General features: G+C 68.8%; 12 protein-coding genes. 8 read left to right on the top strand and 4 right to left on the bottom strand.

Features of this window, described 5'->3' with window-relative positions; translation table 11 throughout:
• Positions 1–49: 49 nt before the first annotated feature.
• The 3 genes from VMT65_RS24475 to VMT65_RS24465 all read left to right on the top strand — a co-directional run bounded on the left by VMT65_RS24475 (position 50) and on the right by VMT65_RS24465 (position 4,958).
• Positions 50–739 (top strand): hypothetical protein, encoded by a 690-nt coding sequence (locus tag VMT65_RS24475; RefSeq protein ID WP_326310730.1) that lies wholly within the window; start codon positions 50–52, stop codon positions 737–739.
• An 88-nt stretch (positions 740–827) separates the two neighbouring features.
• Positions 828–4,193 (top strand): molybdopterin-dependent oxidoreductase, encoded by a 3,366-nt coding sequence (locus VMT65_RS24470; protein WP_326310729.1) that lies wholly within the window; start codon positions 828–830, stop codon positions 4,191–4,193.
• 78 nt (positions 4,194–4,271) lie between these two features.
• The gene (locus tag VMT65_RS24465; RefSeq protein WP_326310728.1) at positions 4,272–4,958 is read left to right on the top strand and encodes a TetR/AcrR family transcriptional regulator; all 687 of its coding nucleotides are present in this window, start codon (positions 4,272–4,274) and stop codon (positions 4,956–4,958) included.
• A gap of 6 nt (positions 4,959–4,964) precedes the next feature.
• On the opposite strand, the gene VMT65_RS24460 is transcribed toward VMT65_RS24465, so the two are convergent.
• Positions 4,965–5,669 carry a glyoxalase gene (locus VMT65_RS24460; RefSeq protein ID WP_326310727.1) on the bottom strand — a complete coding sequence of 235 codons (705 nt, stop codon included), beginning with the start codon at positions 5,667–5,669 and terminating at the stop codon, positions 4,965–4,967.
• Positions 5,670–5,784: 115 nt separating this feature from the next.
• Between VMT65_RS24460 and VMT65_RS24455 the strand changes: the two genes are divergently transcribed.
• A complete protein-coding gene (locus VMT65_RS24455) occupies positions 5,785–6,165 on the top strand; it encodes a PPOX class F420-dependent oxidoreductase (RefSeq protein WP_326310726.1) in 381 nt (126 codons plus the stop codon).
• A gap of 70 nt (positions 6,166–6,235) precedes the next feature.
• On the opposite strand, the gene VMT65_RS24450 is transcribed toward VMT65_RS24455, so the two are convergent.
• Both VMT65_RS24450 and cobN read right to left on the bottom strand, forming a co-directional pair.
• Positions 6,236–6,772, bottom strand: coding sequence for a hypothetical protein (locus tag VMT65_RS24450; RefSeq protein WP_326310725.1), 537 nt, complete (start codon positions 6,770–6,772; stop codon positions 6,236–6,238).
• A 296-nt stretch (positions 6,773–7,068) separates the two neighbouring features.
• Positions 7,069–10,704 carry a cobaltochelatase subunit CobN gene (gene cobN / locus VMT65_RS24445; RefSeq protein WP_326311187.1) on the bottom strand — a complete coding sequence of 1,212 codons (3,636 nt, stop codon included), beginning with the start codon at positions 10,702–10,704 and terminating at the stop codon, positions 7,069–7,071.
• A gap of 322 nt (positions 10,705–11,026) precedes the next feature.
• On the opposite strand from cobN, the gene VMT65_RS24440 reads away from it, so the two are divergent.
• From VMT65_RS24440 to VMT65_RS24430, 3 genes are all read left to right on the top strand, one after another.
• A complete protein-coding gene (locus VMT65_RS24440; RefSeq protein WP_326310724.1) occupies positions 11,027–11,257 on the top strand; it encodes a hypothetical protein in 231 nt (76 codons plus the stop codon).
• Between the two features lie 182 nt (positions 11,258–11,439).
• A complete protein-coding gene (gene cobG / locus VMT65_RS24435; protein ID WP_326310723.1) occupies positions 11,440–12,639 on the top strand; it encodes a precorrin-3B synthase in 1,200 nt (399 codons plus the stop codon).
• Positions 12,640–12,941: 302 nt separating this feature from the next.
• On the top strand, positions 12,942–13,493 hold the full coding sequence (locus VMT65_RS24430; protein WP_326310722.1) for a hypothetical protein: 552 nt from the start codon (positions 12,942–12,944) through the stop codon (positions 13,491–13,493).
• Here the strand turns inward: VMT65_RS24430 and ddaH are convergent.
• Positions 13,462–14,334, bottom strand: coding sequence for a dimethylargininase (ddaH, locus tag VMT65_RS24425; RefSeq protein ID WP_442790298.1), 873 nt, complete (start codon positions 14,332–14,334; stop codon positions 13,462–13,464). The two genes, VMT65_RS24430 and ddaH, sit on opposite strands and share 32 nt — an antisense overlap.
• A gap of 155 nt (positions 14,335–14,489) precedes the next feature.
• On the opposite strand from ddaH, the gene VMT65_RS24420 reads away from it, so the two are divergent.
• Positions 14,490–14,927 (top strand): Lrp/AsnC family transcriptional regulator, encoded by a 438-nt coding sequence (locus tag VMT65_RS24420; protein ID WP_326310721.1) that lies wholly within the window; start codon positions 14,490–14,492, stop codon positions 14,925–14,927.
• The last annotated feature ends 67 nt before the right edge of the window (positions 14,928–14,994 follow it).

Genomic DNA, 14,994 nt, shown 5'->3' with positions numbered 1-14,994 from the left:
CTCGGCGAACTAAGCGCCCGCTTAGTGACTGCTCGTGAAGGACCCGCTGATGAGGAAAATCGCCGCCACCTCCGCCCTGTTGATCGGCTCGGCCGTCATCGGTTGCGGAACGGCTCACGCCGCCCCGGCCACCGCCGATCCGGCCCCGGTGAACTACGTCGCCAATGCCGCCGAGGACGGCACCATGGTGATTCGCACCGACGCCGGATCGATGGGTGTCGACAAGGGCGTGTTCACCATCAAGGCCGCCGACGGCACCGTGCTCGCGGGCACCGAATTGTCCTTCCGCGTGGACGATTTCGTCTTCCCGATCGCCGCGCGAATCACCGATCGCACCGCCACCCTGACCCCGCAGTTCGACGAGGTGCACGCGGTGTACCGGCCCGTCGCGCTGCCCTACGAGGACCAAGCCCCCTGGAAGACCCAGTACGACCGCGAGCAGGTGGCGTGGAACCGCCTGCGCGACACCATCGGCATGGGCGCGACCCTGGGCACCCTGGTCGGCGGCATCGGCGGCGCGGCGGTGGGCTGCGCGGTCGGCGCCGGTGTCGGCCTGGTGGCCACCGGCGCGCTGCTCACCCTGTTCGGCGCGGGCCCGCTCGGCGGCTGCGTGCTCGGCGCGGCCACCGTCGGCTTCCTCGGCACGCTCGCCGGCCAGCTGTTCGTGACCGCCCCGGTCGCCATCGCCGCCGCGATCCAGTACTTCTCCACCATCAATTCCCCGTTCCAGGGACATTGATTCGGCCCGGTGTCCGGCCGTGGTGGCCGCCGGGCGATCGGGGCATTCGTCCATAGGATTGGCCGCGGCGGCCTCGTAGCCTGAACGGGTGGAGATCGCTGGCTTTTGCACGCTCTGCAAGTCGCGGTGCGGCGCAATCTATACCGTCGAGGACGGCCGGTTGACCGGGGTCCGGCCCGACGGGGCGCACCCGACGGGAAAAGCCCTGTGCCCCAAGGGGCGTTCGGTCCCCGAGCTCGTGCACGGCACCGGGCGTTTGACCCGGCCGCTGCGGCGCACGCGCCCCAAGACCGATCCGGATCCGGGATGGGAGCCGGTGAGCTGGGACCAGGCGCTGGCCGAGATCGCCGCCCGGTTGCGCGCGATCGCCGCGCAGGACGGCCCGGAGGCGGTGGCGTTCGCATTGTCGACACCCTCGGGGACGTCGCTGTCGGATGCCACGGAATGGATCGAACGGTTCGTGCACGGGTTCGGCAGCCCGAACACGGTGTACAGCACCGAGATCTGCAACTGGCACAAGGATGTCGCGCACGGCTTCACCTTCGGCGCGGGCCTGCCGGTGCCGGAGTACGCGAACACCGATCTGGCGGTCATGTGGGGTTTCAACCCGGCCAAGACCTGGCTGGCGCAGTCGGCCGCGCTCGGCGAGGCGCGGGCGCGCGGGGCGCGGCTGGCGGTCATCGATCCGCGCCGCTCCACGACCGCACTCGGCGCCGACCACTGGCTGCGGGTGCGCCCGGGCACCGATGCCGCGCTGGCGCTGGGACTGGCCGGACGCCTCATCGACGGCAACGGCTTCGACGAGCGCTTCGTGCGGGCCTGGACCAACGCACCGCTGCTGGTCCGCGCGGATACCGGACGACTGCTGCGGGCCGCCGAGATCTGGCCCGACACAACCGGTTACGTGGTCTGGGACGAGGTCGACGGCGCGCCCGCCCCGTACGACACCGCGACCGCGGCGCGGGCACCGCAACGGTTCGCCCTGTTCGGCACGCGCCGCCTGCCCACCCGCGCCGGGCTCGTCACCTGCGCACCGGCGTTCGAGCACTACGCGCGGGCGTGCCGGGACTGGCCGGTGGAGCGGGTCGCGCGCGAAACCTGGGTCGGTGAGGGCGATATCGCCGCACTCGCCGACGACATCGCGCACGCCGACGCGGTGTCCTATTACGGCTGGACCGGAATCGGCCAGCACGCCAACGCGACTCAGACCGATCGCGCCATCGCCACCCTGTTCGCCCTCACCGGGTCCTTCGACGCGCCCGGCGGCAATGTGATGCTGCCCCGCCCCGCGGTCAACACCGTCTCCGATCGCGCCAACCAGCTCGCGCCCGAACAGCGCGCCAAGACCCTGGGACTGGCGCAGCGGCCGCTGGGTCCACCCGCGAGCGGGTGGATCACCGCGCGCGACCTGTGCCGGGCGGTGCTCGACGGCGAGCCCTACCGGGTGCGCGCACTGGTCGGCTTCGGATCCAATCTCCTACTCTCCCAACCGGATTCCGCACGCACGGCCCGTGCCCTGGCGGGCCTGGACTTTCACGTGCATCTCGACCTGTTCGAGAACCCGACGGCCCGCTACGCCGATTTCCTGTTGCCGGTCAACAGCGCCTGGGAGCACGAGGCGCTGCGGATCGGTTTCGAGGCCGACCACCGCGCCCAGGAGCAGGTGCAGTTGCGCCCGCGCATGGTCGAGCCGGTCGGGGAATCCCGCTCCGACACCGAGGTGGTCTTCGATCTGGCCACCCGCCTGGGCCTGGGTGAACTGTTCTTCGGCGGCGATCTCGAGGCGGGCTGGGACCATCAGCTCGCACCGCTCGGCTACACGGCCGCCCAGCTGCGCGCACAGCCGGGCGGAGTCCGGGTTCGGCTGCCGCGCGCTTACCGCAAGTACGAGGCGTCCGGGTTCGCAACACCGACACGACGCGTCGAGCTCTACAGCGAACGGCTTGCCGCGCACGGCTATTCACCGGTTCCGGAATACACCGCGCCGCTCGCTCCCGACGCCGCGTATCCGCTCGTGCTCACCTGCGCGAAGAACGGCTACTTCTGCCACAGCCAGCACCGCCAGATCAACTCCCTGCGCCGCCGCAGTCCCGACCCGCGCCTGGATTTGAGCCCGCGGGCCGCCGTCGCCCGCGGCATCACCGACGGGCAGTGGGTCGTGATGTCCACCCGTATCGGGAGCGTACGGATGCGGGCCCGTCTCGACGCGACCCTGCATCCGGACGTGGTGGTCGCCGAATACGGCTGGTGGCAGTCCAATCCCGATCTGGGCCTGCCCGGCGCGGACCCGCTGACCGCCGAAGGCAGCAACTACAACCTGCTCATCGACGACGACCGCGCCGATCCGCTCTCGGGCTCGGTCCCCCTGCGGTCGACGACCTGCCAGATACGGCCCGCACGCGCCGAGGACAGCTGGGCGGGCGAGCGGACCTTCACCGTCGAGACCGCCGAGACCGTCAGCGCGGGTATTCGAGCACTGCGCCTGATACCCGGCGACGGCGGACCGCTGCCGGATTACCGCGCGGGCCAGCACCTGACCGTTCGTGCGGTGAAACCGCTGGGCGAGGACGGTGATGCGGAGGCAGTGCGCACCTATTCGTTGACCGGACCGGCTTTCGAGGCAGGTCGTGACAGCTACGGGCTGGCGATCCGCCATGTTCCCGGCGGTGTCTTCTCCGGCTACGTGCACGGCGATCTGCGACCGGGAGATCGCCTCGAAGTACGCAGTCCCGCAGGGTCTTTCCTCATCCCCACCGACTGCGACCATCCGGTGGTGGCGATCGCGGGCGGCATCGGGATCACGCCATTCCTGTCCTACCTGGAAACCCTGGCCGCCACCGGGGGAACCGTCCCCGAGGTTGTCCTTCACTACGGTGTGGCCAATTCCGCCGACCACCCGTTCCGGGACCGACTGCGCGAACTCACTGCGGCGATCGGGCCTCGGCTGCGCCTGATCACCCACTACCGCCACCCGCTGGACCGGGACCGACACGGCATCGACTACGACCTGCACGGCATCGTGCGCGCCGCCGACATCGACGCCGACCTGATCGACCGCCGCGCCCGCTTCTACCTCTGCGGCCCGACCCCGATGCTCGAGACCGTCACCGCCGGCCTCCGGGCCCGGGGCGTACCCCGCTGGGAGATCTTCTCCGAACGCTTCACCGCACCCACACCCACCCTCGTCACCCCCGAGAATTCCCGTCACACAGTGCGTTTCGTTCGATCCGAGCGTGAACTCACCTGGACCGAGCGCGACGGCACCCTACTCGAACTCGCCGAGAAATCCGGCCTGGCACTGCCCAGCGGCTGCCGCGTCGGTCAATGCGAAAGCTGCCTGTGCACCGTCCGCAGCGGCACCGTCGGCCATCACGTCGACACCGATCACCTCGACGACAACACCTGCCTCCCCTGCCAGGCCATTCCCACCACCGACATCGAAATCGACGCCTGAACACCCGTCGACCGGCCGGGCCCGACCTCGAGCCCGGCCGGTGGCAGGGTGAAACATTCACTGGGAGATACTCGTTCGATGGGTAACGACGACGTGACGACCGACGCCGCGCGCGACGTAGCGCCGAATGCCGAGACCGACGGCCGCGACACCGCCGCGGTGGCGCATCTCGAGCTGTCCCAACGCCGCTTCCCCGAGGGCCAGCGCCGGATCTTCCTGGCCGCCATCGACGCCTTCGCCGAACGCGGCTTCCACGCCACCACCACCCGCGATATCGCGGCCCGCGCCGGCCTCAGCCCCGCGGGCCTGTACGTGCACTTCGGCTCCAAAGAGGAAGTGCTCTACCGCATCTCGCTGTCGTCCATGCGGTTGACCCAGCAGGTGGCCACGGCCGCCGCGGCCGGACCGGGCACCGCCGCCGACCACCTGACCGCCGTGGTCCGCGACCTCACCGTCTGGCACGCCGACCACGCCGCCTCGGTGAAGGTCGTGCTGCATCACCTCGGCGACCTGACCCCCGAGCACCGAGCCGAGGTCATCGACATCCAACTCGCCATCCACCGACAGCTGCGCGATCTCGTCGCCGAAGGAGTCGCCGAGGGCACCTTCGACGTGCCCGACACGCACGCGACCACACTGGCGCTGATGTCCCTGTGCGTCGACACCTCCCGCTGGTACACCAAGGGCTACCGCCGCACCCCCGACGAGATCGGCGCGGACTACGCGGCGATAGCGCTGCGCATTGTCGGCGCACCACCCGCCTGAGCCTCCCTACTCCTGTGCGTCGGCGATCGCGGCCAGATCATCAGCGATCGCGGCCCGGTCGCGGTCCCCGAGGCCCAGCTCCTCGATCTGGGCCAGCAGATCGGTGACGCGCTCGGAATCGCCTGCGGCCGCGGCGATTTCGGCGAGCATGGCCAGTGCCCGGGCCCGTTCGACGGGTGTGGCCGTCGCGCCGTGGCGGCGCAGTCCGGTTTCGATGGCACGCGCCGCCGTCGCGTCGTCGGTCTTGGAGTCACGGAAGATGCGGGCATTGTCGAGCACCCGCGCCAGGCCCTCGAGCCGCTTCGACCCGCCGTATTCGGGGTCGGGTTCGTCGCGCTGGACGTAGATGATGGTGTTGCCGACCGGGTCGACCACGCTGAACCGCGTCTGCCCCGGCCGGAATCGCGTGATCCGCGGGACCCCCTTGCTGGGGATCTTTCCGTAGCGCGCACGCAGGGCCGCCTTGAACTCGGCGTGCCAGGGCTCGACGTCGTCCACGGCGACCAGGCAGCCGATATGCGCTTCCTCGCCCTTGCCGTTCATGCCCTTCGGTGTCGGCCCGAAATGCAGCTGGTATCCGTCGCGTTCGACCATCCCGTAGGTGTAGGGCCGGGTCATCTCGTAGGTGACCCGGTAGCCCAGGGTCCGATAGAAGTCCAAGGTCTCCGATAGCTCCCCACCCCAGAGCACCGGAACCGAAATTGCCGCCATCATGCGCCTCCTCGCCGATCGGGTACCGAGCCCAAGGTACGGATCCGCGGGGGTCACGCGCATATGGCTCGGCGCGTGATCCACGTCTCGCCCGCCGAGCGGATAGGCTGCGGGCGTGGACAACACGTTCGAGTCACTGGCCAAGGCGAATTATGTACAGCTGACCACCTTCAAGAAGGACGGCACGCCGGTCGGGACGCCGGTGTGGGCCGTGCTCGACAATGGCCGCCTGTACGTTTGGACGGTCACCGACAGCTGGAAGGTCAAGCGCATCCGGCGCAATCCCGAAGTCACGGTGCAGCCGTGCGACTTTCGGGGCAAGACCCACGGCGAGGTGGTCAAGGGTTCGGCGCTCATCCTCGACCCGGCGGGCACGGAACGCACCCGCGAACTGATCAAGCGCCGCTACGGCATCATGGGCTGGATCAGCATCACCCTGAGCAAGCTGCGCCGCGGCGACACCGGCACCATCGGCATCGAAATCGCTCCGGCATAACGCTTTTCGCGCAGCGCGGCCGCCGAACCGACGGGGACCGGTCCGGCGGCGAGGTGCGCACCTCCCGGTTCTAGGGCTGGTCTCCGGCGATGATCGCGCCGAGCAGACCGCCGACGCCACAGCCGACAATCGCGCCGACGACAAAGAAGAAGAAACCGATCACCGCGCCGACCACGCAGCCGATGAGCGCCCCGGCCACGATCGATCCGGCATTGGCCACGCTCTGCAGGGCCACGACATCGGCGGTGGGAGCGGCGACCTGCGTGGGATCGGCGGGCCGCACCGTCAATTCGGTTCCGGCGGCGTTCACCTCGGGGACGACGGTGAGCACACGATCGGCGGCCTGATAGACCAGCGGCAGCGAGCCGATGATCTCGCCCGAGGGCGCGATCACGTTCACCCCGGTGCCGCCGAGTTCGAAGTGGCCCGCGGTGAGGGTGGTGGTGACCGCGCTGCGATCCGGTGCGAGCGTCACCGAATAGTCCACGCCCCGATCAGCACCGGTAATGCCGGGCGCGGCGACGGGTGCGCCGTGCGCGGTCACGGTGGCGACGCACAGCGCGGCGACGGAAAGTAAAGCGGTAGCGGCGATTTTGGCAATTCTCATGATGGTTCCCTGCGATCTACGAGCCGATTCGCCGCATGGCCGAGCAGGCGTACCCGAAGGTAACACCGTGAGACCGCAACGATTGCGCGTACCCGTGACGCGGCAAATCGGGGAATTCCCAATTCGAATTTTCAAACCCAATAACATCATTGGGCGGCCCGACGTCTCCCCGAGTACGACGCCGGGACGATTCTTATGATCCTCTTAGGGACCTGCGCAGGGAAGACCCAGGTGCCGGGGTTGTCCGCCTTTGTCCTGCGCGTCACCCCGACACGCCGCCGTCGACCGGAATTCGCTTACTCCAGTTCGCCTTCGGTTTCCAGGTAGATCTGCCGCAGTCGATCCAGCGTCTCGGCCTCGGGCCGTTCCCAGAGTTTCCGCTCCGTCGCCTCCAGCAACCGCTCCGCAATACCGTGCAGCGCCCACGGATTCGACTGTTCCATGAACTTTCGGTTGGTCTCGTCGAAAACATAGGATTCGGCGAGCTTTTCATACATCCAATCGGCGACCACATTCGTGGTGGCGTCATAGCCGAACAGATAGTCGACGGTGGCGGCCATTTCGAACGCGCCCTTGTAGCCGTGCCGCCGCATGGCCTCGAGCCAGCGCGGATTCACCACACGCGCACGGAAGACGCGGGTGGTCTCCTCCGACAGCGTGCGGGTGCGCACCGCGTCGGGGCGGGTGCTGTCACCGATGTAGGCCTCCGGGTTCTTGCCGGTGAGCGCGCGCACCGCCGCGACCATGCCGCCGTGGTACTGGAAATAGTCGTCGGAGTCGGCGATGTCGTGTTCGCGGGTGTCGGTGTTCTTGGCCGCCACCGCGATTCGCCGGTAGGCGGTGCGCATGTCGTCGGCGGCGGGCGCGCCGTCGAGATCGCGGCCGTAGGCGAAACCGCCCCACGCGGTGTAGACCTGCGCCAGATCGTCGTCGGTGCGCCAACTCTTGGAGTCGATGAGCTGCAGCAGGCCCGCACCGTAGGTGCCCGGCTTGGAGCCGAAAATCCGTGTGGTGGCGCGGCGTTGGTCGCCGTGCTCGGCGAGGTCGGCCTGGGCGTGGGCGCGCACATAGTTGGATTCGGCGGGCTCGTCGAGCTCGGCAACGAGGCGCACCGCGTCGTCGAGCAGGGCCAGCACGTGCGGGAAGGCGTCACGGAAGAAGCCGGAGATGCGCACGGTCACGTCGATGCGCGGGCGACCCAGCTCCGCGAGCGAGATGGCCTCGAGGCGAGTCACGCGGCGGCTGGCCTCATCCCACACCGGCCGCACACCCAGCAACGCGAAGACCTCGGCGATATCGTCGCCGGAGGTCCGCATGGCCGAGGTGCCCCACACCGACAGGCCCACCGAACGCGGGTACTCGCCGTGGTCGGCCAGGTAGCGGGCGAGCAGCGAATCCGCCATGGCCTGACCGGTTTCCCACGCCAGCCGCGACGGCACGGCCTTGGGGTCGACCGAATAGAAGTTGCGACCGGTCGGCAACACATTGATCAGGCCGCGCAGCGGCGAACCACTCGGACCCGCCGGAATGAATCCGCCATTGAGCGCATGCAGGATCCGCGCGATCTCCACGCCGGTCTGCCGCAGCCGCGGCACCACCTCGGTGGCCGCGAACCCGAGCACCCGGCGCACCTCGGCCAAAGGCCCCGCCATGTCGGTGATTCCGGCCGCTTCGGCCAGCTCACCGCCGAGCAGGGTTTCGGTGACCGCGTCGATGGAGTCGACGTCCCAGTCGACCTCCTGCATGGCCGCCACCAACTCACGCGCCAGCCGCTCGAACGCGTCCACCCGCTCGCGGGCCTCGTCCCCGGCTTCGCTGAGCCCCAACGCTTCTCGCAGGCCCGGCACATTCACCTCGCCGCCCCACAGCTGCCGCGCACGCAGCATGGCCAGCACCAGATCGACCTCGGACTCCCCCGCCGGGGCCTCGCCGAGAATGTGCAGGCCATCGCGGATCTGCACGTCCTTGATCTCGCACAGCCAGCCGTCGACGTGCAGCAGCATGTCGTCGAAGACGTCCTCGTCGGGCCGCTCGGTCAGGCCCAGATCGTGGTCCATCTTGGCCGCGCGCATGAGCGTCCAGATCTGCTGGCGAATGGCGGGCAGCTTGGCCGGATCCAGCGCGGAGATATTCGCGTGCTCGTCGAGCAGCTGCTCCAGACGGGAGATGTCGCCGTAGGTTTCGGCGCGCGCCATCGGCGGAATGAGGTGGTCGACCAGCGTGGCGTGGGCGCGACGCTTGGCCTGGGTGCCCTCGCCCGGGTCGTTGACCAGGAACGGGTAGATCAACGGCAGATCGCCGAGGGCGGCATCGGTGCCACACGACGCCGACATGCCGAGAGTCTTCCCCGGCAGCCACTCCAGATTGCCGTGCTTGCCCAGGTGCACCACGGCGTCGGCGGCGAACCCCTCCGGGGCGGCCAGCCAGCGGTAGGCGGCCAGATAGTGGTGGCTCGGCGGCAGATCCGGGTCGTGGTAGATCGCGACCGGATTCTCACCGAACCCGCGCGGCGGCTGCACGATCAGCACGACATTGCCGAAACGCAGTGCGGCGATGACGATTTCGCCCTTGGGGTCGGCCGAGCGATCGACATACAGCTCACCCGGCGGCGGTCCCCAGGCCTCGATGACGGCCTCGCGCAGATCCTCGGGGAGGGTCTCGAACCACTGCGCGTACAGGTCGGCTCCGATGCGAATCGGGTTGCCCTCCAACTGTTCCGCGCTCAGCCAGTCCGGATCCTGACCGCCCGCGGCGATCAAGGCGTGGATCAGTGCGTCGCCATCACCCTGCTCCAGACCCGGGACCTCTCCTTCCGCGCCGAGATCGTAACCGGCCGCACGCATCTCGGTGAGCAGCTTGATCGCACTCGCCGGAGTGTCCAGACCCACCGCATTGCCGATGCGGGCGTGCTTGGTCGGGTACGCCGACAGCACCAGCGCGATCTTCTTCCGCGCGGCCGGAATGTGCCGCAGCCGGGCATACCGCACCGCGATACCGGCGACCCGTGCCGCGCGTTCCGGGTCGGGCACATAGGTCGACAGCCCGTCGGCGTCGAACTCCTTGAACGAGAACGGCACCGTGATGATGCGCCCGTCGAACTCGGGCACCGCCACCTGGGTCGCCACATCCAGCGGCGAGAGACCGTCGTCATTGGCCTCCCACTGCTCGCGACCGCTGGTCAGGCAAAGGCCCTGCAGGATCGGCACATCCAGATCCGCGAGCGCGCCCACATCCCAGGCCTCGTCATCGCCACCCGCCGACGCGGTGGCGGGCTTGGTGCCACCGGCCGCCAGCACCGTCACCACCAGTGCGTCGGCCTTGCGCAACTCCGCCAACAGCTCCGGCTCGGCGGTGCGCAGCGAGGCGCAGTACACCGGCAGCGCCCGCGCACCCTTGTCCTCGATGGCCGAGCACAGCGCGTCGATGTAGCCGGTGTTCCCGGCCAAATGCTGGGCGCGGTAGTAGACGACCGCGACCGTCGGGGCGTCCTCCGCGACCTCCCGCGAATCCCGTTCCAGCTCACCCCAGCTCGGCATCTCCACCGGCGGCTCGAACCCGTGCCCGGTGAGCAGCACCGTGTCGGAGAGGAAGTTGTGCAGCTGCAGCAGGTTTCGCGGTCCACCCGCCGCCAGGTAGTTGTGCGCGTCCGCCGCCACACCGCCCGGCACCGTGGAGCACTCCATCAGCTCCGCGTCCGGCGCGATCTCACCGCCGAGCGCCACCATCGGAATCCCGCTGGCGCGCACCGTCTCCAGCCCCGCCTCCCAGGCGCGCTTACCACCCAGAATGCGCACGATCACCAGGTCGACGCCCGCGAGCAGTCCGGGCAGATCCTCCGGCAGCAAACGCGCCGGATTGGCGAGCCGGTACTCGGCCCCGCTGGCGCGCGCGCTCAGCAGATCGGTGTCGGACGTGGACAGCAGCAGAATCACAGGTCTCAAGCCTTCCTAGGGTGACGCGCCCAGCACGGTTCGGCGCCCGCCGGAAGGTCTGACTGTCACAGTGGCGCGACCGCACCGGAATTGCACCGGTTTCTTCCGTTCGACGAGCTCGCCGATGCTATCGCGCCCGCTCGCGAACTCCGTCAACGCGCCCGGATCACAGTGCGGCAAAGGCTCGTCCGCAACCCTGGGCGACCGACCGGTTCGCCCGTATGCTGCCGGTATGCCAACCACTCCAGGATGGGTCAGGCGGAATCGCTTTGCTGCCTGGTCGGGATACTTTTGTGCACTGGTTGCTTTCGCAACGCTGGCCATGGCTCTCACGGCCGCCGGATCCGGTCACACACAGTGGGCCATGCTCGCGGGCATCATCTGCGCCGCGACCATCCTCTTCGGCATCACGGTCATGACCACCACCATCCACCGCGACCACGTCGAACACCACAACGTCCCCAGCCTCCTCAACGACACCTGGGAAGTCTCCCCCGCCTTCGCCCGCCGCCGCGGCGCCCCGAAAGCGATCGAACCCCACCAAGCCGGCTGACCCACCACCCGAAGCTCCGGAGCACCCCTCGCTCCGGAGCTTCCTCTTTTCCTCTTCTTCTCCCACGTGCGATTTACATGCATAAATCGCAATATCTCCAGATTCGGATATCCAAAACCTACCGTCCGCGATCGCGACCACCGCGTGCCCGACCTCGGCGTCCTCCGTAGGCTGGGGAGGTCATGATGCGATCCGATCCCGATTCCTGCCCCGGCGTGCTGCGCCTGCACGAGGCGGCCGACGGTCCCCTCGCCCGCATTCGCGTGCCCGGCGGGCAGCTCTCCCCCGAGCAGCTCCAGGCCCTCGCGGCGGCGGCCGTCGAATTGAGCGACGGCAATATCGAACTCACCTCGCGCGGCAATGTGCAGTTCCGGCAGGTCCGCGACGCGGCCGCGCTGAGCGAGCACCTCACCGCGGCGGGCCTGCTGCCCAGCGCCACCCACGAGCGGGTGCGCAATATCATCGCCTCGCCCCTCTCGGGCCGAGTCGGCGGCTGGACCGATGTGCATCCCCTGGTCCCCGCCCTCGACGCGGGTCTGCGCGCCGCCCCCCGCCTGGCCGAGCTGCCCGGCCGCGTCCTGTTCACCCTCGACGACGGCCGCGGCGACGTCAGCGGCCTCGGCGGCGACATCGGCGTCCACGCCCTCGACGAGAACACCTACGCACTCCTGTTGGCAGGCAACGACACCGGCGTCCGCGTCCCGCCCGCCGAGGCCGTCGACCTCATGCTCGCCGCCGCCCACAGCTTCCTCGAACTCCGCGACGCCCAGTGGCGACTCCACGAAATCCCCGACGGCCGAGCCCGAGTCACCGACCACCTCCTCACCTCCCGCACCGACCTCGACGCCTCCGGCGAGCCCATCGAAGTCGTTGCGCGCCAAGACATTCCAATCGGCTGGCTGACCCAGCACGACGACAAGATCGCCCTCGGCGCAGGCATCCGCCTCGGTTCCCTCCCAGCCCGCACCGCCGAATTCATCGCCGCCATCGAACGCCCCATCCTCCTCACCCCCTGGCGCAGCCTGGTCATCACCGACCTCGACGAATGGCCCGCCGAACAGGTCGTCCGAGTACTCGCCCCCATGGGCCTGATCTTCGACGCAAACTCCCCCTGGCTCCAGGTCAGCGCCTGCGCGGGCATGCCCGGCTGCGCCAAATCCCTCACCGACGTCCGCGCCGACGTCACCGCAGCCGTCGATTCCGGCCGCGTACTCCCCACAGCCACAACCCAATCCCCCCAAGAGGGCCTGGAGTCGGCCGAGGTGATCGCCTCCGGCCGCCAACACTGGTCCGGCTGCGACCGACGCTGCGGCCGCCCGAAGGGCGCGGTAACCGACGTCATCGCCACCCCGGATGGCTACAGCATCACCCCCGCCGACTAGCCGCACTGCCCGCACTAGGCGCTTTCGCGGACCGCAGCCAGCCGCGAATGGGCCTGAACGCCCCCGAAGCCACTGGAATTGGCAGAAATCCGCCCGCCAACGGCCCTTCGGGTGCGAATAGGCCCATCCACATCCCCTGGCCGCAGCCCACCGGCCGCTCCACCATCGACGAGCATGCAATTCAGCAGGCAAACGTCGAGAAGATCCCTGCCGGATTGCGTGCTCGTGGGGATTGCCCCACCAGACAGGGGGTCTGGGGCAGAGTGGGGGTGGCGGGGGGTGATCGAGTTGGGGAGGCGGGTATGACTGCGGCGTGGATCAGTGATGACGAGATCGCGGGGATGTCGGATGAGGAGCGGCGGGAGCTGATTCGGCGGTTGCAGCCGCCGCCGGAACGGGTGCTGCCGCGGCCCGAGGTCGTCAAGGTGCATCGGCGGGTTCGGTTGGCGCTGATGGTCGGCGGCTGTATCGCGTTGATTCCCTGGATCGTCTATCTCGGGTTCTCGCTGCCGACCGAGTATTACGCGCGGCACTGGTCGATGGCCTGGATCGGTTACGACATCCTGCTGGTACTCATGATGGCGACCACCGCCTACCTGGGCTGGAAGCGCCGCGTCATGCTGCTCCTCCCGGCCTTCGCGACCGGAATCCTGCTGCTCGTGGACGCCTGGTTCGACATCGTGACCGCCGGTGCCGGGGACATCTGGATGTCCATCGGCACGGCGGTCCTCGGCGAGATTCCCTTGGCGGGCCTACAGATCAGCGGTGCGATCATGCTGCTGCGCTTTCTCGTGCTGGCGCATCCGCTGCACGATCCGGCGATCAATCCGTTTCGGACGCGTCTCCCGTTTTGACGCGATGCAGCTCGAGGGTGCAGCACTTCACGCTGCCACCGGACTTGAGCAGCTCCGACAGGTCGATGCCGACCGGTTCGTAGCCCCGGGCGCGCAGCTGCTCGGCGAGCCCGATCGCCTTCTCGGTGAGAAAGACGTGGTACCCGTCGCACACGCCGTTGAGGCCGAGCACATTCGCGTCCTCGTCGCTGGCGATGATCGCGTCCGGGTACAGCTGCGCGAGCAGTCGGGCGCTGGGGCCGCTGAAGGCCGCCGGGTAGTAGGCGACGGTGTCGTCGAGCACCATGAGGGCGGTGTCGAGATGGTAGAAGCGCGGATCCACCAGTTCCAGTGAGACGACCGGCAATCCGAAGAACTCGGCCACCTCTTCGTGCGCGCCACGGGCACTGCGGAAGCCGGTTCCGGCCAGGATGCGGTCCCCGACAATGGCGAAATCGCCTTCGCCCTCATTGATTTCGCGGGCGGCGGCGACAGCGGCGAAGCCCTGGGCGGCCATCCATTCGTGGTAGGCCGGACCTTCCTCCGCGCGTTCGGGATTGGCGAAGCGGGCGGACAGCGCGCGGTCGCCGATGACGAGTCCACCATTGGCGGCGAACACCATATCCGGCAGTCCCGCAACGGGTTCGATGACCTCGACCCGATGCCCGTGGGCCTCGTAGGCGGCCCGCAGCGCATCCCATTGCGCGAGCGCCAAGGCGGTATCCACGGGGTCGGAGGTGTCCATCCACGGATTGATCGAATAGGTCACCTCGAAGTGCTCCGGGCGGCACATGAGGTAGTGGCGGGGAACGGGCCGACGGGCGGCGGGATCACGGGCGGGCAGGGTGGCTACGGACGTCAACGAGACTCCCTCGGTGGCGGCGTGGACGGGGCTGAGCTGAAGGTATGTGGCGTACCGTTGCACAGGAAATAGCGATTCGTTGCGTTGATCATGGATCTAGCGGCGATTCGTTGTGCCGAGGCGCTGCGAGTGCACGATTGCGAAAGGAACGATCCGTGGACGATCTCGACCGCCAGATCCTGTCCCACCTGCTCGACCACGCCCGCGCCTCGTTCCAGGACATCGGCGCGGCCGTCGGACTGTCCGCGCCCGCGGTGAAGCGGCGCGTCGACAAAATGGTCGCCGGTGGCCAGATCACCGGCTTCACCGCCGTCGTCAACCCGGCCGCCCTCGGCTGGCGCACCGAGGCCTACGTCGAGGTCTTCTACCGCGACAACATCTCCCCCGCCGAACTCCGCCGCAGCCTCGAACCCATCCCCCAGGTGGTCGGCGTCTGGACCATCGCCGGCGAGGCCGACGCCCTGGTCCACGTCATGGCCACCGACATGGCCGAAATCGAAGCGACCGTCGAGCGAATCCGCGAGAACGCCCGAGTCGGCCGCACCCGCAGCAACATCGTCATGTCCCGCCTCCTCGAACGCCCCCGCACCTGAACCCCAGAATCCCGGCCGATATCGCCGAACACACCCGGCCCATCGCCGAGCGCACCACCCGCTCATG

It is taken from the genome of Nocardia sp. CDC153 (assembly GCF_035818515.1).
In the GTDB taxonomy this organism is placed as follows: domain Bacteria; phylum Actinomycetota; class Actinomycetes; order Mycobacteriales; family Mycobacteriaceae; genus Nocardia.
Note: the sequence above shows the minus strand (reverse complement) of the source record. Positions and strands in the feature narration are given on the sequence as shown.